Origin of the sequence: Sulfitobacter rhodophyticola (genome assembly GCF_041281685.2) — a bacterium.
Lineage (GTDB): Bacteria > Pseudomonadota > Alphaproteobacteria > Rhodobacterales > Rhodobacteraceae > Sulfitobacter.
This window is the reverse complement of the sequence record NZ_CP166251.2, coordinates 400,304-418,869: the sequence shown is the minus strand read 5'-3', so window position 1 is coordinate 418,869 and position 18,566 is coordinate 400,304. Positions and strand designations below refer to the sequence as shown.

18 protein-coding genes and 1 tRNA gene are annotated in these 18,566 nt (G+C 58.2%); 15 read left to right on the top strand and 4 right to left on the bottom strand.

Annotation, left to right across the window (positions count from 1 at the left end):
• Positions 1 to 12 precede the first annotated feature (12 nt).
• The 10 genes from AB4X18_RS03025 (at position 13) to AB4X18_RS02980 (ending at position 10,132) form a co-directional block, all read left to right on the top strand.
• A complete protein-coding gene (locus tag AB4X18_RS03025) occupies positions 13 to 1,146 on the top strand; it encodes a carboxylate-amine ligase (RefSeq protein ID WP_370402218.1) in 1,134 nt (377 codons plus the stop codon).
• Between the two features lie 275 nt (positions 1,147 to 1,421).
• The gene (locus AB4X18_RS03020; protein ID WP_370402217.1) at positions 1,422 to 1,889 is read left to right on the top strand and encodes a DUF4863 family protein; all 468 of its coding nucleotides are present in this window, start codon (positions 1,422 to 1,424) and stop codon (positions 1,887 to 1,889) included.
• Between the two features lie 75 nt (positions 1,890 to 1,964).
• On the top strand, positions 1,965 to 2,783 hold the full coding sequence (locus AB4X18_RS03015) for an alpha/beta fold hydrolase (RefSeq protein ID WP_432817078.1): 819 nt from the start codon (positions 1,965 to 1,967) through the stop codon (positions 2,781 to 2,783).
• Entirely contained in the window at positions 2,783 to 3,223 is a 441-nt protein-coding gene (locus AB4X18_RS03010) for a DUF309 domain-containing protein (RefSeq protein WP_432817077.1), read from the top strand. The genes AB4X18_RS03015 and AB4X18_RS03010 overlap by 1 nt, the downstream gene beginning before the upstream one ends.
• Positions 3,224 to 3,368: 145 nt before the next feature.
• Complete coding sequence (boxC, locus tag AB4X18_RS03005; RefSeq protein WP_370402213.1) at positions 3,369 to 5,027, top strand: 2,3-epoxybenzoyl-CoA dihydrolase; 1,659 nt, start codon at positions 3,369 to 3,371, stop codon at positions 5,025 to 5,027.
• Positions 5,028 to 5,055: 28 nt separating this feature from the next.
• Positions 5,056 to 6,507 carry a benzoyl-CoA 2,3-epoxidase subunit BoxB gene (gene boxB, locus AB4X18_RS03000; RefSeq protein WP_432817076.1) on the top strand — a complete coding sequence of 484 codons (1,452 nt, stop codon included), beginning with the start codon at positions 5,056 to 5,058 and terminating at the stop codon, positions 6,505 to 6,507.
• Positions 6,508 to 6,566: 59 nt separating this feature from the next.
• A complete protein-coding gene (gene boxA / locus AB4X18_RS02995) occupies positions 6,567 to 7,775 on the top strand; it encodes a benzoyl-CoA 2,3-epoxidase subunit BoxA (RefSeq protein WP_370402212.1) in 1,209 nt (402 codons plus the stop codon).
• Between the two features lies 1 nt (position 7,776).
• Entirely contained in the window at positions 7,777 to 8,226 is a 450-nt protein-coding gene (locus tag AB4X18_RS02990) for an acyl-CoA thioesterase (RefSeq protein WP_432817075.1), read from the top strand.
• Positions 8,220 to 9,128, top strand: coding sequence for a helix-turn-helix transcriptional regulator (locus tag AB4X18_RS02985; protein WP_432817074.1), 909 nt, complete (start codon positions 8,220 to 8,222; stop codon positions 9,126 to 9,128). The genes AB4X18_RS02990 and AB4X18_RS02985 overlap by 7 nt, the downstream gene beginning before the upstream one ends.
• Positions 9,129 to 9,460: 332 nt before the next feature.
• The gene (locus tag AB4X18_RS02980) at positions 9,461 to 10,132 is read left to right on the top strand and encodes a class I SAM-dependent methyltransferase (protein ID WP_432817073.1); all 672 of its coding nucleotides are present in this window, start codon (positions 9,461 to 9,463) and stop codon (positions 10,130 to 10,132) included.
• 255 nt (positions 10,133 to 10,387) lie between these two features.
• Here AB4X18_RS02980 and AB4X18_RS02975 read toward each other — a convergent pair.
• A tRNA-Cys gene (locus AB4X18_RS02975) sits at positions 10,388 to 10,461 on the bottom strand.
• 139 nt (positions 10,462 to 10,600) lie between these two features.
• On the opposite strand from AB4X18_RS02975, the gene AB4X18_RS02970 reads away from it, so the two are divergent.
• The 3 genes from AB4X18_RS02970 to AB4X18_RS02960 all read left to right on the top strand — a co-directional run bounded on the left by AB4X18_RS02970 (position 10,601) and on the right by AB4X18_RS02960 (position 14,364).
• Positions 10,601 to 11,254, top strand: coding sequence for a protein-L-isoaspartate O-methyltransferase family protein (locus tag AB4X18_RS02970; protein WP_370402206.1), 654 nt, complete (start codon positions 10,601 to 10,603; stop codon positions 11,252 to 11,254).
• An 84-nt stretch (positions 11,255 to 11,338) separates the two neighbouring features.
• On the top strand, positions 11,339 to 12,739 hold the full coding sequence (locus AB4X18_RS02965) for a TolC family outer membrane protein (RefSeq protein ID WP_432817072.1): 1,401 nt from the start codon (positions 11,339 to 11,341) through the stop codon (positions 12,737 to 12,739).
• Positions 12,740 to 12,813: 74 nt separating this feature from the next.
• Positions 12,814 to 14,364 carry a hypothetical protein gene (locus AB4X18_RS02960; protein ID WP_370402205.1) on the top strand — a complete coding sequence of 517 codons (1,551 nt, stop codon included), beginning with the start codon at positions 12,814 to 12,816 and terminating at the stop codon, positions 14,362 to 14,364.
• A 9-nt stretch (positions 14,365 to 14,373) separates the two neighbouring features.
• Here the strand turns inward: AB4X18_RS02960 and AB4X18_RS02955 are convergent, their stop codons facing one another.
• Positions 14,374 to 15,840, bottom strand: a complete 1,467-nt coding sequence (locus AB4X18_RS02955; RefSeq protein ID WP_370402204.1) for a cobyric acid synthase — start codon at positions 15,838 to 15,840, stop codon at positions 14,374 to 14,376.
• A 64-nt stretch (positions 15,841 to 15,904) separates the two neighbouring features.
• On the opposite strand from AB4X18_RS02955, the gene AB4X18_RS02950 reads away from it, so the two are divergent.
• Positions 15,905 to 16,504, top strand: a complete 600-nt coding sequence (locus AB4X18_RS02950) for a cobalamin biosynthesis protein CobQ (protein ID WP_370402203.1) — start codon at positions 15,905 to 15,907, stop codon at positions 16,502 to 16,504.
• 72 nt (positions 16,505 to 16,576) lie between these two features.
• On the opposite strand, the gene AB4X18_RS02945 is transcribed toward AB4X18_RS02950, so the two are convergent.
• A complete protein-coding gene (locus AB4X18_RS02945; protein WP_370402202.1) occupies positions 16,577 to 16,897 on the bottom strand; it encodes a DUF6280 family protein in 321 nt (106 codons plus the stop codon).
• 221 nt (positions 16,898 to 17,118) lie between these two features.
• On the opposite strand from AB4X18_RS02945, the gene efp reads away from it, so the two are divergent.
• Positions 17,119 to 17,682 (top strand): elongation factor P, encoded by a 564-nt coding sequence (gene efp / locus AB4X18_RS02940; RefSeq protein ID WP_370402201.1) that lies wholly within the window; start codon positions 17,119 to 17,121, stop codon positions 17,680 to 17,682.
• A gap of 85 nt (positions 17,683 to 17,767) precedes the next feature.
• Here efp and AB4X18_RS02935 read toward each other — a convergent pair whose 3' ends face one another.
• The gene (locus tag AB4X18_RS02935) at positions 17,768 to 18,517 is read right to left on the bottom strand and encodes a YgfZ/GcvT domain-containing protein (RefSeq protein ID WP_370402200.1); all 750 of its coding nucleotides are present in this window, start codon (positions 18,515 to 18,517) and stop codon (positions 17,768 to 17,770) included.
• Between the last annotated feature and the right edge of the window lie 49 nt (positions 18,518 to 18,566).

Below are 18,566 nucleotides of genomic sequence, written 5' to 3'. Positions count from 1 at the left end.
GGAGAACGGGTAATGAAACATGACGCTCCTTCGTTCACTCTTGGCGTTGAGGAAGAATACCTGATTGTCGACGTGGAAACGCTTGATCTTGTTGCAGCCCCGGATGCGCTTATGGACAACTGCATCGACAAGCTTGGCGGGAAGGTCAGCCCGGAATTCCTCAGATGCCAGATTGAAGTCGGCACAGGTGTCTGCGCGACCGTGGCCGAAGCGCGCGAGGACCTTGCCCATCTCAGGCGGTCGGTGAAACAGGCCTGCAATGAATTCGGTCTTGAGCCTATTGCGGCGTCGACACATCCGTTCGCAGCCTGGCAAAAACAGAGGTTCACCGACAAGGAGCGGTATCAGGCCCTTGAAAAGGATCTTGCCGGTGTGGCGCGCCGGATGCTGATCTGCGGGATGCATGTCCATGTCGGGATAGACGATGACGACCTGCGGATCGATTTGCTGAACCAGTTTTCATACTTTCTTCCCCACCTGCTTGCCTTGTCCACGTCTTCGCCTTTCTGGGAAGGGCGCGAAACCGGATTGCATTCCTACCGATTGACGGTGTTCGACAATCTGCCAAGGACCGGGCTGCCCCCGGTCTTTTCAAGTTTTTCTGAGTATGATCGCTCTATCCAGACGATCATCGGGGCTGACATCGTCGAGGATGCAAGCAAGATGTGGTGGGATGTGCGCCCTTCGGCGCGTTTTCCAACGCTGGAATCGCGGATTTGCGACGTGAGCCCGAAGATCAGCCATGCCATCGCGATCACCGCGTTGACGCAAAGTATCTTCAGGATGCTCTATGAACTGCGCAGGAAGAACCAGCGGTGGCGTCTATATGAGCGGTTTCTGATCGAAGAAAACCGCTGGCGTGCGCAGCGGTACGGCCTGTCCAAGGGTTTGATCGACTTTGGCATCGGACAGATCGTGCCGTTCGAGGAAATTCTTGAGGAGATCATTGACCTTGCAACCCCTTACGCCAGCGAATTGGGCTGCCTGAACGAGGTTCAGAGCGCGCGCAACATCCTGAAAGACGGGACAAGCTCCCAACGTCAGGTTTCTGTATTTGAAAAGGCGGCCGAGGCAGGCGCCGACAAGGAAGAAGCCTTGAAGGAAGTCGTGCGGTCGTTGGTAACGGAGTTCGGCCAAGACCTTTGAGGGCATCTTTGGACATCTCTTCACGGATTTGACCTGGTAGCGTGGCGCAGCGCCGCGGCCTCGTATCAGCCCGGAAGGAATCGTGATCGCTGGACCGGGGTGCACCGCGGGACCGGGAGAATGCGGCACACAATTCCCGTATTGCGGTACTTTTTAGCATAATAGTGCAGAATTCCCAAATTTTCTCCGGTTAGATCCCAGAAAATCGCGATGTCAGGCAGCAGGGACTGTATGCTTTGACCAGTGATTTCAGGGAAGGTGATGGAGGATCGACCATGGCGCAGCAGGAGTTTGGCAGCCTCATGTCTGACATCGCATCCGATCTTGAGGGGCGCGCGGTGGATGCAGAACTGGCGACCTATTTGAACAAGACATATCCGGTGGACGGCAAGGTATTCTCGGAACTGACGCAGCTTTGCGAAGCGGGGGAGCGTGAAGGCTGGCTGATGCAGCACGAAGGGGGCGGCATCAAGTTCGGTCGCGCGATCAAGCCCGGCGGCAAGGCAGGTGCGTTCAGCGTTGACGTCGTTCGGATGAAGAACGTCAAGGGGCCGCATCATATTCATACGACCGGCGAGATTGGCGCGATCATGCCAGTGGAAGGTGCGCCCCAGTTCGATGGCATTGAACCGGGTTGGTATGTCTATCCGCCCGGGTCGGATCATTATCCGACGGTCAGTGGCGGCGGTGCCTATGTCCTTTACCTGCTGCCTGATGGCGCAATCGAATTCACAGGCAAATAGGCACGGCAGATGGGAACGGCAGGACGAGATGAAGGAAAGTGCGATAATTCAAAGCTTTGAGCAGAAGGGATCACGATGACTTCCCCATGGGTTGCGGATGGAACGCTGATTGCCGGGGGCAAGACCCTTGAATATGCGTGCCACGGGCCGCCCCCCGCAGACGCGCCGACTTTGGTGTTGCTGCATGAAGGGCAGGGATGCGTCGCACTTTGGCGGGACTTCCCCAAAGCGCTGGCAGCGGCCACGGGGTTGGGCGTGTTCGTTTATTCACGCGCTGGATACGGCAGGTCTGACGTCGCCGACCTGCCGCGCCCGCTGGATTACATGACCCGCGAAGCGACAGGGGTTCTGGGCGACGTGCTGGACGCCATCGGGTTTCAGAGGGGGGTGCTTGTCGGCCACAGTGACGGGGCCACGATCGCGGCAATCTATGCCGGCAGCGTGCCGGACTACCGGGTGCGCGCGCTAATCCTGATGGCGCCGCATTTCTTCACGGAAGACATGGGCCTTGCTGAAATTGCCAGAACCAAGGTGGCGTATGAAACCGGCGATCTGCCGCAGCGATTGGCGAAATACCACGTCGACCCTGCCAATACCTTTCGGGGCTGGAATGACAGATGGCTGGACCCGGCATTCCGGGATTGGAACGTCGCGGATGTGATTGATCACTGGCGCATTCCGACACTGGCAATCCAGGGGCGGGACGATCAGTTCGGCACGCTTGCCCAGATCCGTGAAATGGAGACACGCGCCTATGCGCCCGTTGATACGCTGATCCTTGATGATTGCCGTCATGCCCCGTTCCTGGATCAACCCGATGCCGTCACGGACGCCATCAAGGAGTACTGCGACCGGCTTTTGCAAATCGAGGCGGCCGGGCTTATCGGCGCCTGATGGGGGCCGCAAACCCTTGGCCGACCCATGCTTACGTGCCCGGCAAGACAGCGCGCCATCCCGAAGACGCGTTCGATGAGGTAAGGCAGACGGCGCGCGCAGGTCTGACGCCGAAACAACTGGGGGAATGCCGCGCTTTTCGGCTGGGACTGCGTTATCTTGGTGCAGGATACTACTGGGAAGCGCATGAGCTTTTTGAACCTGTCTGGATGGTATTGCCAGACCCAAGCCCGGAGCGGCAATTCGTACGGGCTTTGATCCAGATCGCGAACGGCTTCCTGAAGCTGGAGATGGATCGCCCAAAGGCAGCAGCGCGTCTTGAGGGCATCTCGCGCGGGCTTCTTTCCGGGATAGATCAAGGGACTGTTATGGGCGTCGATACGCGCGAAATCTATGACCTGATAGACGTAATGCGAGATCAAGTTGGTCTAGCATTATAATGCATAATTTGGATATTTGATCCTAATATTTCTTCAATAGATTGTTTCTGATAGATTTAAATAGTGCTTTATTGTGCATCTTCGCGTTTACTTACTGTCTGACGAAACTTACAATCAGCGACATCACGCGTTGTTGGGGGACGCCATGTCCAAGATGATCGACTTTCAGACCGACCCATCCAGATATCGCCATTGGAAGGTGGTGTACGACGGCCCGGTGGCGCATCTCATCATGGATGTGGACGAAAAGGGCGGGCTGTTCGATGGCTATGATCTGAAGCTGAATTCCTATGATCTTGGTGTCGATATCGAACTGAACGACATCGTTCAGCGGATGCGGTTTGAGCATCCTGAAGTTAAAGTTGTCGTAATGAAATCGGGCAAGGACAAGGTGTTCTGCTCAGGTGCAAATATCCGTATGCTTGGTGGCGCAGCGCACAGTCACAAGGTGAACTTCTGCAAGTTCACCAACGAGACCCGCAATTCCTATGAAGCGGCAGCTGAGGATTCCGGGCAGAATTATATCGCTGCCATTCGCGGGGCCTGTGCGGGCGGGGGGTATGAACTGGCGTTGGCCTGCAATCACATCATGCTGACCGATGATTCAATCTCCGCCGTGGGCCTGCCCGAAGTGCCATTGTTGGCCGTTCTTCCGGGCACTGGGGGGCTCACCCGGGTGACGGACAAGCGCAAGGTGCGTCGCGATCTGGCTGATGTGTTCTGTTCCATCGAAGAGGGTGTCAAAGGCAAGCGCGCGTTGGAGTGGAGTCTGGTTGACGAGGTGATTGCGAATTCCAAATTCGATGATGTTGTCACGGAACGTGCGCTGGAATTTGCCGCCAAGTCGAAAAAACCGGATGTGGCCAAGGGAATAAGCCTCGGCCCGCTGAACCGTAACATTTCCGATCGGGCCGTGATCTATGACCTGATCGAAGTTGAACTGGACCGTGCCGGTCGCACGGCAACCATCACCTTGAAAGGTCCTACCGAAGACGCACCCGCCGACATGGCAGCGTTCCAGGCGCAGGGCGATCAGGCGTATCTCTTGAAGCTCGCGCGGGAGCTTGAAGACATAATCCTGCATCTGCGCGCCAATGAAAATGAACTTGGTCTATGGATATTCAAGACCGTGGGCGATCCAGAGAAATTTGCCCGCCACGAGGCGCTTTTGACCGACAATGGCGATCACTGGCTTGCGAATGAGACGCTGGAATACTGGAAGCGCACGCTCAAGCGGGTCGACGTCACATCGCGTTCGCTTGCGGCATTCGTCGAGCATGGATCGTGCTTTGTCGGCGTTCTGGCGGAGCTGCTGTTTGCTGTCGACCGCACGTATATGATGGAGGATGAATTTGAAGGGGACAATCGCCCGATGGCGGCGATCACCCTGACAAGCACGAACTTCGGTCGCTTGCCGATGGGCAACGGGATCAGCCGTTTGCAGACAAGGTTCCTCGCTGAGCCTGAGCATGTCGAAACCCTCAAGGCATCAATCGGGACACCGCTTGACGCGGAAGCCGCCAACGCGGCGGGCCTTGTCACCATGATCCTTGATGACATCGATTGGGAGGACGAGGTGCGCATCTTTATCGAAGAACGTGTCGCCTTTTCGCCTGACGCGATGACCGGCATGGAAGCGAACCTGCGGTTTGCGGGTCCCGAAACAATGGAAACCCGGATCTTTGGCCGCCTGACGGCATGGCAGAACTGGATTTTCAACCGTCCCAACGCAGTCGGCAAGGATGGCGCACTGCAGCGCTACGGCACGGGTGTGCGCGGGGATTACAACATGGAGCGCGTCTAAGGCGCGTGGATATTCTCAGGAGAACGATATGTCAGCACCGCTTGATGTAAGCTATGACACGAAAATCCCAAATAACGTGGGCCTCAGCAGCGACCGCAAGGTTCTCAAGGCGCTGGAGAAATGGCATCCGGGCTACCTTGACTGGTGGAACAAGCTGATCCCGCAGAGTTTTCAGGAATCCATGGTGTATCTGCGCACGGCCGTTTCGGTTGACCCGAAGGGTTGGGCGAAGTTCGACTATGTCGAGATGCCGGATTATCGCTGGGGTGTCTTGCTGGCCCCTCAGGTCGAGGATCGTGTGATCCCCATGGGCGAGCACAAGGGCGAGCCTGCGTGGCAAGAGGTGCCTGGGGAATACCGCAACATGCTGAAGCGGTTGATCGTGATCCAGGGCGATACGGAACCCGGTTCCGTTGAGCAGCAACGGTTCCTTGGCCTGACCGCGCCGTCCCTTTACGACATGCGCAACCTGTTTCAGGTCAACGTCGAAGAAGGCCGCCACCTTTGGGCGATGGTCTATCTGTTGCAGAAGTATTTCGGCAAGGATGGCCGCGAGGAAGCGGACGACCTGCTGGTCCGGTGCTCCGGCTCGGAAGAGGCGCCTCGGATGCTTGGGGCGTTCAACGAAGAAACGCCCGACTGGCTGTCGTTCTTCATGTTCACCTATTTCACCGACCGGGACGGAAAGATGCAGCTGGAAAGCCTGGCCCAGTCCGGATTTGATCCCTTGAGCCGCACGTGCCGCTTCATGCTGACCGAAGAAGCCCACCACATGTTCGTGGGTGAAACAGGCGTCGGTCGTACGATCCAAGCGACGGTAGAGGCGATGACCGAGGCAGGGATCACGGACCCCTACGACGTCGGCAAGATCCGCGATCTTGGCGTGATTGATCTGCCGACGATCCAGAAAAAGCTGAACCTGCATTATTCACTGTCACTTGATCTGTTTGGTCAGGAGGTATCGACCAACGCGGCAAACGCCTTCAACCAGGGCGTCAAGGGGCGGTACATGGAACACCGGATCGATGATGATCATCAGTTGCAGAACGATACCTATATCGTGCGCAGTGTGGTGGGCGACAAGATCGTCGCGCAGGAGGTTCCCGCCCTGACAGCGATCAACATGCGCCTGCGGGACGATTATATCCGTGATGCATCAGGCGGCATTGGCCGCTGGAACAAGATCATTTCCAAGGCGGGCATCGAATATGAACTGGCGCTGCCGGATGAAGCCTTCCACCGTCAAATTGGTGTTTTTGCCGCGGTCAAGACGGATCCGGGCGGCAAGATCATCTCGGACGCAGATTGGGAAAAGCGATCTGGTGATTGGCTTCCCACCAAGGCGGACGGTGATTTCATCCAGTCCCTCATGGTGCCGTGTTATGAACCGGGCAAATACGCGTCGTGGATCGCCCCGCCGAAAGTGGGCATCGACAACAAGCCGGGCGAGTTTGAATACGTGAAACTGCACATGGCGTAAGAGCGCCGCTGCGGCAGCAACATCCTCACCCGTCCGGCACACTTCAGGGAGCCACATCCGTGACCGTACCGTTCAAACAGCACCTGATCGACCCGGAGATCTGCATCCGGTGCTACACCTGTGAAATGACGTGTCCAGAAGAGGCAATCGAACATGATGACAACAACGTCGTTGTCGATGCCTCCAAGTGCAATTTCTGCATGGACTGCATTCCGGTCTGCCCCACCGGATCGATTGATGAATGGCGCGTGGTGGCCAGCAAGGACGATGCCTATGCGCTGGACGATCAATACCGCTGGGACGAACTGCCGGAGCAGGGCGAGAGTGTCGCGTCAGAAGCGGGTGAAAAGGGCGGCGAGCAGACGGATGACATCGACCCTGTAACGGCGTTGCTTGCCGAAGCCCACAAAGGGGCAGGGGGCAAGGCGACCCCACCCGCCACATCCGCGAAACCGACGATCAACCTTTATAACCTTGGCCATCCGATCGAAGCGGTCGTGCAGGGCAATTACCGCATCACCACCGAAGCGTCAGCCGTTGATACGCGCCATGTCATTCTTGAATTTCAGGGCAAGCCGTTTCCCGTTCTCGAAGGGCAATCCGTTGGGATCATCGCGCCCGGAACAGACGCGGATGGCAAGCCGCATCTGCCCCGGCTCTATTCCGTTTCCAGCCCGCGTGACGGGGAACGTCCGGGCTATTACAATGTCTCCCTGACGGTGAAGCGTGAAGACAAGGGCGTGTGTTCCAATTACATTTGTGACCTCAAGAAGGGTGACAAGGTGCATGTCACAGGCCCGTTCGGGGCAACATTCCTGTTGCCATCCGATCCCGAAGCAAGGCTTTTGATGATTTGCACGGGCACAGGGTCTGCACCGATGCGCGCGTTCACGATGGCGCGGCAAAGAACCGTCGGCAAGAAGTCCGGGGGCATGGTCATGTTCTTTGGCGCGCGTGCACCGGACAGCCTTCCCTATTTCGGGCCCTTGAACAAAGTGCCGTCCAGCTTGCTGCAAAAGCATCTGGTGTTCAGCCGGATGCCCGGACAGGACAAGGAATATGTACAAGACAGGATGCGCGTCGAAGAGGATCTTGTCGCCGAGATGTTGCAGGACCCCAAGACTCACATCTACATTTGCGGCATGAAGGAGATGGAGGACGGGGTTGAGCTTGCCTTCACCAACATCGCGGAATCCGTTGGTGAGCAATGGCAGGCCCTGCGTGATGTCATGCGCGAAGAAGGGCGTTTTCACGTGGAGACGTATTGAGTTGGAACAGCGGCCATCCAATGCCCATCAGCATTCGATCCGGGTCGCTTGGGGGGACTGTGATCCAGCGCGCATCGCCTACACCGGGCAGCTGCCAAGGTTCGCGCTTACTGCCATCAACGCCTGGTGGGAGGCCAAGCTGGACGGTGATGGTTGGTACCAGATGGAGGTTGACCGCAATGTCGGCACACCGTTCGTGCGTCTTGAGATGGACTTCATGTATCCCGTGACCCCCCGCCATGTTCTGGAGTGTCACGTCTGGCCTGTTCATCTGGGCAAGACATCCATCGCGTTTCGGGTAGATGGAGAACAGGATGGAAAACTGTGTTTTTCATCCCGGACCGTCAGTGTCTTCATCGTGGCCGATCAGTTTCGCAAACAGCCTCCTCCGGATGAGATCAACCAGATTGTTCTGCGCAACCTTCCATCGTCGGAGGCCGGAAGATGCTGACAAAGACGGACAGGAATTCAGGCGACGTGACTCAGGCGCAGGTGAAAGCACTGATCGAGCTGGTCGGATCACACGTCCGCGCGGCACGCATCGGTGCGGGGTTCTCCCGTCGGGAGTTGTCGGAAAGATCAGGTGTATCAACGCGCTATCTTGCACAGTTGGAAGGGGGGGAAGGCAATATTTCGATCGGTCTGCTTCAGCAGATTGCCATCGCGCTTGAGTTGCCGATTGAAGCCCTGCTGACCGAGAGCGATCCCGAAAACGCTGAGGTGGCGCACGTTTCCTTGCTGTATCAAAAGGCGGATGCCGCGACGCGTGCGCGGGTTCTTGAGGTTCTTGATCCCGCCCACGAGCGCAAGTCAAAGGCACAGCGCATCTGCCTGATCGGGTTGCGGGGGGCGGGAAAATCGACTTTGGGTGCGCTTCTGGCGACGGATCTTGGCATGCCTTTCGTGGAACTCAATACCCGGATCGAAGCCCGCATCGGGATCCCGGTGGGTGAGATCATCGCGCTTTACGGCGACGATGGGTATCGCCAGATCGAAGCGGAGACCCTGGCCCAGATCGTGGCGGAGCACGATCGGCTCGTGCTTGCCGTTGCAGGCGGAATTGTCGCATCGAAACAAACGTTTGACACGGTTCTGAGGTATTTCAATTCTGTCTGGATCAGGGCGCAGCCTGCCGAATACATGGACCGGGTACGTGCGCAGGGTGACTTGCGTCCGATGGCAGGGAATCCACAAGCGATGGAACAATTGCGCCAGATCCTCAAAGCGCGTGAGATACACTATTCCCAGGCGACCTATCAACTCGATACCAGCGGAAAGACGATCCAGACGTCACGTGCCGAACTCAACGCTCTGCTGCTCGCCCACCGCGTCGCATCCCCCGGTGTCAAATAGGCCTGATTGGCTGCAGCGGGAATGAGGTGGGTGTCCGCTCAAACGTCCTCAGGTGTCTTTTCCGCGCCACCTTCTTGCGTGCGCGTCCCTCGTGCAGGACCGGCTTGTCAGTGCCGTGGGCAAGCATTCCGAAAACCCCGGCACACAACTTTTCATGACTTCACCCCGGTCAAGGACCCTCGTGCTGTCAGTGCGAATGGCCGGATCGCAATGTGTTCCACGAAATGCGCACTGGCAGTGGGGGCCTATCGAAGCTTTTCAAAGGCATTGTGGTCACGCGGCCTTGCGCCTAGGCTCGCTTTGGTGCGCTCAAGCAGTGCTGTCGGCAAGGGATGAGTGATTTGGTCAACAACAGCGATGAAGTCGCCGCCCAGCAACAGCGTGTCATCAATGCCCTGAAAGTGGTGCAGCAGGAGGTCCGGGTGTACCGGAAGCTTGCTCAAAAGCCGCCCGTTTTTCTGAAAGACGGCGTTCCGAAGAAACTACGATCCGATGCCCTGACATCTGTACGCCTTTACTCTGACAGGTTCGATCTGATGCGAGACCTTGTCAAAGGTGGTGCCGGCGCAGAGGTCGGTGTCCAGCATGGTACGTTTTCTCGTTTTTTGCTGGACCACATTCAACCGACCAGCCTTGATCTCTTCGATTTGACCGCAGACCTGGTGCAGAAAGATATTCTTGATGACGCCAGGACGACGATGCATGTCGGTGACTCCTCAACCCTGCTTGGCAAGTTGCCAGATCAGAGCCTTGACTGGATATATGTTGACGGAGATCACAGGTATGCCGGCGTAAAGAGAGATACCGACGTTGCTCGGCTGAAAATCAGGCCGGGGGGCATGTTGATATTCAATGATTATGTGCCGTGGTCGGTCGCCGAAGTCATGCCATACGGTGTGATGCCGGTGGTCAACGATCTTATCAATGACGGGTTCCCGGTCGCAGGGCTCGCCCTCGCCAATCATGGGTACTACGATATTGCTGTTCGGTACGCCCCGCTTTGATGCCTGGCGGATTTTCGGATCCGCGATCACATTCTGACAGGCGCAAATCGCCAAGCCGCGCACGCGCTGCCATAACTGCATGCGGGAGAGATCGTCCGCTTTGGCCTGTCAAAACTAGCGACAATGCCGGTCCGCGTCCCGACTGCCGCCAAACTTCAATTGTGTATTCTGACAGGCGTTGTTGGATCTGGCCGTGATCAAACTGCGAAAGGTCGCGCCGGCAGCCAGTCTTTCCGTTAAGCGCTTGATTTTAAATGGAGGCGAGTACCGGAATCGAACCGGTGTACACGGATTTGCAATCCGCTGCGTAACCACTCCGCCAACTCGCCGCCGTGGTTTGGCCAGTGCTAGCGGATCGGTGCAGGTGCTGCAAGGTACGATCTTGCTCAAATCGCGCGGGAGCAGTTGCCGCAGGCGGCGCGATATGGCACATCTGCGGCAACGCAATTGACCCCACGAGAGAAGCTGATGCGCGATTTCGCTAGCCGACGCACGATGATGGTGGATACGCAGGTTCGTCCATCCGATGTGACCAAATTTCCGATCATTGACGCCATGTTAACCGTCCCACGGGAGAACTTTGTCCCATCCGCGCAGCGGGAAGCGGCGTATATGGGCGAAAACCTCGATTTGGGGCAGGGCCGCGTCATGCTTGAGCCGCGCACGCTGGCAAAGATGCTGGATGCGCTGGCGATTGGGAATGGTGAACTTGTGCTCGATCTGGGGTGTTCGATGGGTTATTCGACCGCCGTGATCGCGCATATGGCCGAAGCCGTGGTCGCGGTCGAGGAAGATGAAACCATGGCGCATGAAGCACAGGAAGCGCTTTTGGCGGTCGGTGCGGACAATGCGCTGGTCCATCATGGCCCTTTGACCGAAGGCGCGCCGAAACATGGCCCATACGACGTGATCATCGTGGAAGGCGGCGTTCAGAACGTACCGCAGGCGCTGACTGACCAGCTCAAGGACGGCGGACGCATCGCCTGTTTGTTCATGGAAGGCGCGCTTGGAGAGGTGCGTTTAGGCCACAAGCGTGACGGAATTGTCAGTTGGCGCATGGTATTTAATGCCTCAGCGCCTGTAATACGTGGATTTGAAGCGGATTCTGTGTTTAGCCTGTAAGGGATAACAAGGGCGGAAACACGCCCGGTCAGGCAGAGAATTCACAGGACAGGAGTTTTAGCGATGATGGCCAGGAGCCGTGTGATGTCATTTGGGCGCGCTTTTTGCGTCGTCCTTGCAGCAAACGTGGTGACCGTGCAGGCGAAGGCGGAAACGCTCGCGGATGCGCTGGTCGGTGCCTACAATCACTCCGGTCTGATCGAGCAGAACCGCGCATTGTTGCGGGCGGCAGACGAAGATGTGGCGGCAGCAGTATCAGTCTTGAAACCGGTATTGAGCTGGTCCGCTGAAGTCACCCAGAACTTCGGCAGTTCGCGTTTTTCAAACAACGCAGCGTTTCGGAGCGAAAACGATGACCTCACCGTCGGCGCAAACCTGACGGCTGAATTGCTTCTGTATGATTTTGGGGCCAGCAAATTCCGTGTGGAAGCGGCCAAGGAGACCGTGCTGGCCACCCGCGAAGTGCTGCGTAACGTTGAACAGCAAGTGATGCTGGCAGCCGTCGGTGCCTTTTTTGGCGTGCTTGAAGCGTCTGAATTCGTGGCATTGCGCCAGAACAACCTGCGTCTTTTGACGCAGGAATTGCGCGCAGCGAAGGATCGTTTCGAAGTGGGCGAGGTCACGCGGACTGACGTCGCCCTTGCCGAAGCGCAGCTTGCCCAGGCCCGCAGTGGTCTGGCCGGTGCCGAGGGCGATCTGTTGCGTGCGATCGAGGAATATCGCAACGCTGTGGGCCGCACGCCCGGAAACCTTCGCCAGCCGCCACGGCTGCCCAATGTCGGATCTGATGTCCGTACGGCCAAGGCGCTTGCAGTACGGCAGCATCCGCGGATTCTGGCCGCGCAATTCCGTACCAAGGCGGCTGATCTGCTGGTCAACGCGAGCACGGCGGACCTCAACCCGCGGATATCCCTTCAGGGTGTTGCGCGTGTTTCACGTGATCTCAACTCCGCTGCGCGCGGCAATACTGCAAGCGTGGGTGTCATAGCGAACCAGACGATCTATCAGGGGGGGCGGTTGTCCTCCGGTATCCGGGCCAACATGGCCCAGCGGGACGCGCAGCGGGCCGAATTGCACGTCGTCAAGCATGATTTGCAGCAGGCTGTCGGTGATGCCTACGCGACGCTTCTGTCTGCCCGGGCCCAACTGGAAGCGTCCGAAGGCCAGATCCGTGCGGCGCGAATCGCCTTCCAGGGTGTGCGCGAAGAGGCGACACTGGGTGCACGTACAACCCTCGATGTTCTGGATGCCGAACAATCCTTGCTGGATGCGGAAACAAATCAGGTGACTGCACGCGCCAACCTTTATGTGGCGGCCTACACGGTTCTGGCCTCTACAGGGCGCCTGACGGCCAAGGATTTGCGTTTGCCTGTGCAGCTGTATGATCCGGCCGCCTATTATAATTTGGTTAAGGATGGACCTGCTAAGAAGTCGGAGCAGGGCAAAAAGCTCGACCGCGTCCTGCGCGCGTTGCAAAAAGACTGACGTTCTTGTCGGTTCCGTTGCGGGAATCGCCAAGATCGTTACCATAAGGGCTGAGGAAAGAGTGGTAATATCTTATGTCTGAACCCGTCACAAATGCCGAGGTTGAAGATGTTCTGTCTTCGATCCGCCGCCTTGTTTCCGAGGAAAAGCGACCTAAACAAGCCGAACAGCCGAGGCAGAGCGCGGACAGGCTTGTCCTGACCCCGGCATTGCGGGTGGAAGATGAACCCGACCTGCCAGAGACAGACACCGCATCTTTCGCACGACAGAGCGGGTCTGATCAGGGTGCCATGGAAGCGGCGGCACGGAAACTTGCCGACAGCTCTGACGAGATGGAGCCGGACAGCAGTGATCAAGGCCATACGGAGAACCCCGAAGGATCGGGTGGCGAAGAAGCGCTGTTTGAGGGCATTGAGGATCTTGGCACGGACGAGATCGATCCGGATGAGGAGACGTCGACACCGCCTTCGGCAACCGACGCCAAACAGGAAGAACACGCCGACGACTACAGCGACGATCCCTATGATTTCGTCGGGGACGAAGAGGGTGTCGATGAAGACAGTCCGTCATTCGATGAGGAAGAGGCGGGCGTCGATGAACGCGACGCTGATCCTGCCGATGACCTGACAGCCGACGCGGCCGATGAAACCGAAGAGCTGACGGACCTGTCACAGGACGCCGCAAGGGAAGCTGATGCCACTTCGGATGACCACGATATGTTCGATTTTGGTGTTCTGAAGAACCGTCGGCGCGAAATGGCGTCCGAGCAAATGAATACAGACATGGAACCCTCCAGGGCAGAACCCGAGGCGGCCCCGGTTCAGAGTGCGGATGCACCAGACGCCGATCGCCAGGCGGGACTGGCGGCGGCCAACAAGGCCGCAACGCTCAGCGCCAAGATTGCGGCCCTCGAAACGGCAATTGGAAACATTGCCGACACGTGGGAGCCGGATACCCCTGACACGGATGACTATTCCGGCACCTCGCAACCGGCTATGGCATGGGAAGATGATGTATCGCGGGATGCAACAGGTGTTCCGCTGCGCGCAGAAACGAAACAATCTAATCTGCAGGAAACGCAGTCCGATGTTCCCACGATCGGTGCAGCGAAGGTGATCGCTGCCGCGGCTTCAGCAGCGAAAGACGAACAGTCGCCGGTTGAAAAGCCATCGGATGCGGCAGATCAAGAGAAACGCGCGCGCGCTGCCGCTGCGGACGATCAGGAAGCAAAGGACCGCGCCATCGCCGCGGCGCGTGCTGCCGCCGCTGCACGACTGGCAGCAAACAATCGCGCGGCAGAAGAACACGAACAGCAGGCCCTTGCCGCGCAGGAAGAAGAAGCATCACAGCAAGAACAGGCTGCGGTGCAGGAGCCTGAGACGGAAACAGCAGCTGTGCCTTCAACGGCTGTTGAGACGGAAGCAACTGCCGAGACGGAAACAGGCGGCGGGCTTGAGTATACTGACGATAGCCAATTGATTGATGAAGACGCACTGCGGGATCTGGTCAGCGAAATTGTCCGCGCCGAGTTGCAGGGCGCGTTGGGAGAGCGGATCACGCGCAACGTGCGCAAACTGGTGCGGCGTGAGATCCACAGGGCCTTGACCGCGCAGGAGCTTGAGTAGGGGCGGCGCCTAGGCGTTTCGCACCTTCCGTGCCAGCGACAGAAGCAGATCGACGTTCATGTACCGCTCCACATGGTCGGCAAGCGCGTCGAGCGCTGCATCAACGCCCGCTTCGTACCCGTGTTTTGAAGAAACCCCGAGTTCCGCGAGATAGGCTTGCCTGAAAGCATCCGCCGCGAATATGCCGTGCAGGTAGCAACCGGCGATCTGCCCATTTGCGCTGCTGGCACCTTCGGGTTGACCATTGAAAGACAACCAGCTGCGGGCGCAATCCGGGCCGGTCGTCTCTCCGATGTGGATTTCATAGCCGTTCAGACGCGTACCGCTGGCCGGGTGCACCCCTTCCTTGAGGGATAGATGCTTGATCGGCGCCATGACAGTTTCCACATCGAGATGGCCCAGTCCCGCAACCGTGCATGGGCTACCTTCAATGCCGTGTGGATCCGCAATGCTGCGGCCCAGCATCTGATATCCACCGCACAGGCCCAATACCCGCCCCCCACGCCGTACATGGGCCTGTAGGTCAGTATCCCACCCTTCAGCCCGGAATGCCTCCAGATCGGAAATGGTTGCCTTGCTTCCCACCATCAACACCAAATCGGCATTGCCGGGGAGGGGGTGTCCGGGCTCGATCAGGCGCAGATCGATGCCGGGTTCGGCAGCTAGTGGATCGAGATCGTCGAAATTTGATATACGTGGAAGTCGCGGCACCGCGATGACACAGCCTGTCCCGCCAGAGCGCGCGCGCGGGACCAGGTCCATCACGTCTTCGGCGGGCAATCGATGCGCCTGATCGAACCACGGGATCACCCCCAGCGATGGCCAGCCCGTGCGCGCGACAATGTCGTCGCGACCTGCATCGAAAAGGCTGCGATCCCCGCGAAACTTGTTGACGGCGAAACCTCTGATCGTGGCCCGGTCAGCGGCATCCAGAACGGCTTGCGTGCCGACGATCTGGGCAATCACACCGCCCCGGTCGATGTCGCCCATCAGCACCACGGGCACGCCCGCTGCGGTCGCGAAACCCATGTTCGCGATGTCGCCAGCCCGCAAATTCGTCTCTGCCGGGCTGCCTGCGCCTTCAACGATGATCAGATCACACGTGCCGGCAAGACGTTGAAAGGATTGCATGACCGCAGGCATCAGAGTGGCCTTGTTCTTGCCGAAGGCCGCGGCTTCCTGATGACCGGCGATCTGGCCCTGAACGATTATTTGAGCGCCTGTTGCGGATTGTGGCTTCAACAGGATCGGGTTCATATCTGTGTGAGGGGGGACGCCGGCGGCGCGCGCCTGCAGTGCCTGTGCGCGGCCAATCTCTCCGCCATCTTCGGTCACGGCGGCGTTGTTCGACATGTTCTGCGGCTTGAACGGGCGGGTGACCACCCCACGCCGCGTCGCCGCCCGGATCAGACCAGCAACAATCATCGACTTGCCGACATTGCTGCCGGTGCCTTGTATCATGATGGCTTTTGTCATGTGATGGCTCTGGTGGTTCTTGGGCAAATTGGCGTAAATCCCACACGGGGGAAAGAGGCAAGCGATGAACACACCAGCGCATCTGTTGATCGGGGCGGCAGCGGTATTGCATGTCCGGCGCGGCGCGGACGATGCTGCGCCGCAGCATCTTGTCTGGGCGGCGTTGATCGGTGCGCTTCTGCCGGATCTGTCCCTGTATCTGCTGTCGGGCGCGGCGCTTGTGATCTATGATATCCCCGCAGAGGTCGTCTTCAACGAACTCTATTTCTCCCAAGCGTGGCAGCAAATCTTTGCCATCGACAATTCATTTATCATCTGGGGTGTCCTGTTTGCGGCGGCGATATGGTTTCGGCGCGGATGGGCCGTTGCGCTGACAGGGGCGGCGCTGTTGCATCTGGCGCTGGATTTCCCGCTGCACCACGATGATGGGCGCCCTCATTTCTGGCCGCTCTCCGGCTGGGTGTTTGAAAGCCCGGTCAGCTACTGGGATCGCCATCAGGGGGCAAACTTAATCGCCCCGGTGGAGGCTTTCGCCTGTGTCATGGCCGCGATCCTGTTGTGGCGCCGTCGCCCCGGCGTCGTCCTTTCGGTCCTTGTTGCCGTCTTGCTGATTGTCGAGATCAATGTCGCGCGAACATGGTTGTTTGTGTTTCAAGACAGTTAGTTACGGCATACCTCAAATAAAAAAGCGCAGCCCGGAGGCTGCGCTTTAAAACTCTGAAGATATGCGGTGTGATCAGGCGGCTTCGGCCTGAAGTGCCGCATTGCGGCGCTCTGATTCTTCGCGCGATAGCGCGACAGAGGTGCGCACACCCTTGCCGACAAATTCCATCAGGCCCGACACAACGCGTTCGTTTGGGTCAATACCTGCGCAACTCAGCACTTCGCGGCCGTCGCGCGACCGCGCCCAACGGGCAATCTGCTCGGGGCCGTTTCCATATTTCTTATCATCGGCGATCGCATCATCGAGAGCCGCAAGCACCACAGCAGCAAAAAGCTTCCGGGCACGGTTGCCCTGCTCGTTATTAAAAGCGGTGCCATCAACGAAATCTCTCATCTCGTCGTCCTTTCAGTTATTCTTGCTCTTGTCATTTCGGCGTGACGTCCCTTATGCCGCATCTGGTTCGATTCGGATACCACTATATCGCATGTCTCCCATGCGCCTCGTGCATATCTTGTTGCAGGTGCAGCATAGGCGGACCCTTGCTTGCATGCCGTCATACCGGTGGATATAGACCGGGTTAACGACACATCAACCTTTTGACGGGGTTTTCAGGCATGCCAAAGATTAACGGAAATGAAATTCGCCCGGGCAATGTGCTTGAGCATAACGGCGGCCTTTGGGCGGCGGTCAAGGTGGATCACGTGAAGCCCGGCAAAGGCGGCGCGTTTGCTCAGGTGGAGTTGCGCAACCTGCGCAATGGTTCCAAGCTGAACGAAAGGTTCCGGTCCGCCGACAAGGTGGAACGGGTCCGGCTTGAGCAGAAGGATCAGCAATTCTTGTATGAAGACAGTGGGATGCTGGTTTTGATGGATACCGACACATATGATCAGGTTCAGCTTTCAGCAGAGCTTTTGGGCGAACGCCGCCCCTTCCTGCAAGACGGTATGATGATCGTCGTGGAGTATCACGAGGACGAGGCGCTGAACGCATCACTGCCGCAAAAGGTCACCTGCAAGGTGGTCGAGACGGAGCCCGTGGTCAAAGGCCAGACCGCCGCGAATTCCTTCAAACCGGCCATCCTCGATAATGGCGTGAAGGTTTCCGTGCCGCCGTTTGTGGGGCAGGACGAAGACATTGTGGTCAACACCGAAACGATGGAATACGTCGAACGCGCCTGACAATAGCCGTGCCCCGGACCCTCATGACGTGGCGTCATGGGTGTGTGTCGGCTGATCCCCGGCGCGATTCGGGTGGTTTTCGCCTCTACTCGGGGGCGGTTTCGTCCCGTCGCACCGCAATTTCGCCCGCCTGCATCGGGCCCGTTGCGCGATCAAACCGGAGATATGCCAGCCCTTTGTCGTGGGCTTGAGTAAAAACAGCCCCCGCCGGTTTGCCATCTGCCGTCAGTTCGGTCCCCTTGGGCACCGCGCCTTCCACAAGCACACGCGCCAATCCCTTGCGCAGCGATGTCTTGTGCTTCATCCGCGCGGTCACTTCCTGTCCGACATAGCAGCCTTTGCGAAAATCGACGCCGTTCAGCCGCTCGAAACCCATTTCAAGGATGAAGCTGTCCGGTGTCAGCTCGACACCGGTTTCGGGGATCATGTGTTCGACGCGCAGGGCGTCCCAGTCCGTGTGATCCTTCGCCTGCGGCGTGGGGGCAAAGGCGCGCCATCCCATGGCGGCGTTGCGCGGGTCGACATATCCATTGTCCGGTGCTTCCCCGGTGCCGCGATGCAAGTGAAGGTCTGCGGGCGAAATGGTGACATCGGCGCGCAGCTTGTACATGCTCAGGCGCTGAACCAACATGTCACCCAACGTCTCCGCCACATCAATCAGAACCGCGTCGTCCTGCGCGCTGACAAAGAAGTCCGCGATAAACTTGCCCTGCGGCGTCAAAAGCGCGGCATAGACCGGCCCGTGGTCGATCTTGTCGATGTCGTTGGTGATCAGCCCCTGCAGGAATGCGCGGGTGTCAGCGCCTGTCAGGCGCAGGATGCGGCGGTTGGTCATCTTCTGTCCTTTGCAGTTCAGGGATGACATATAGTCTGCAACCGGCATC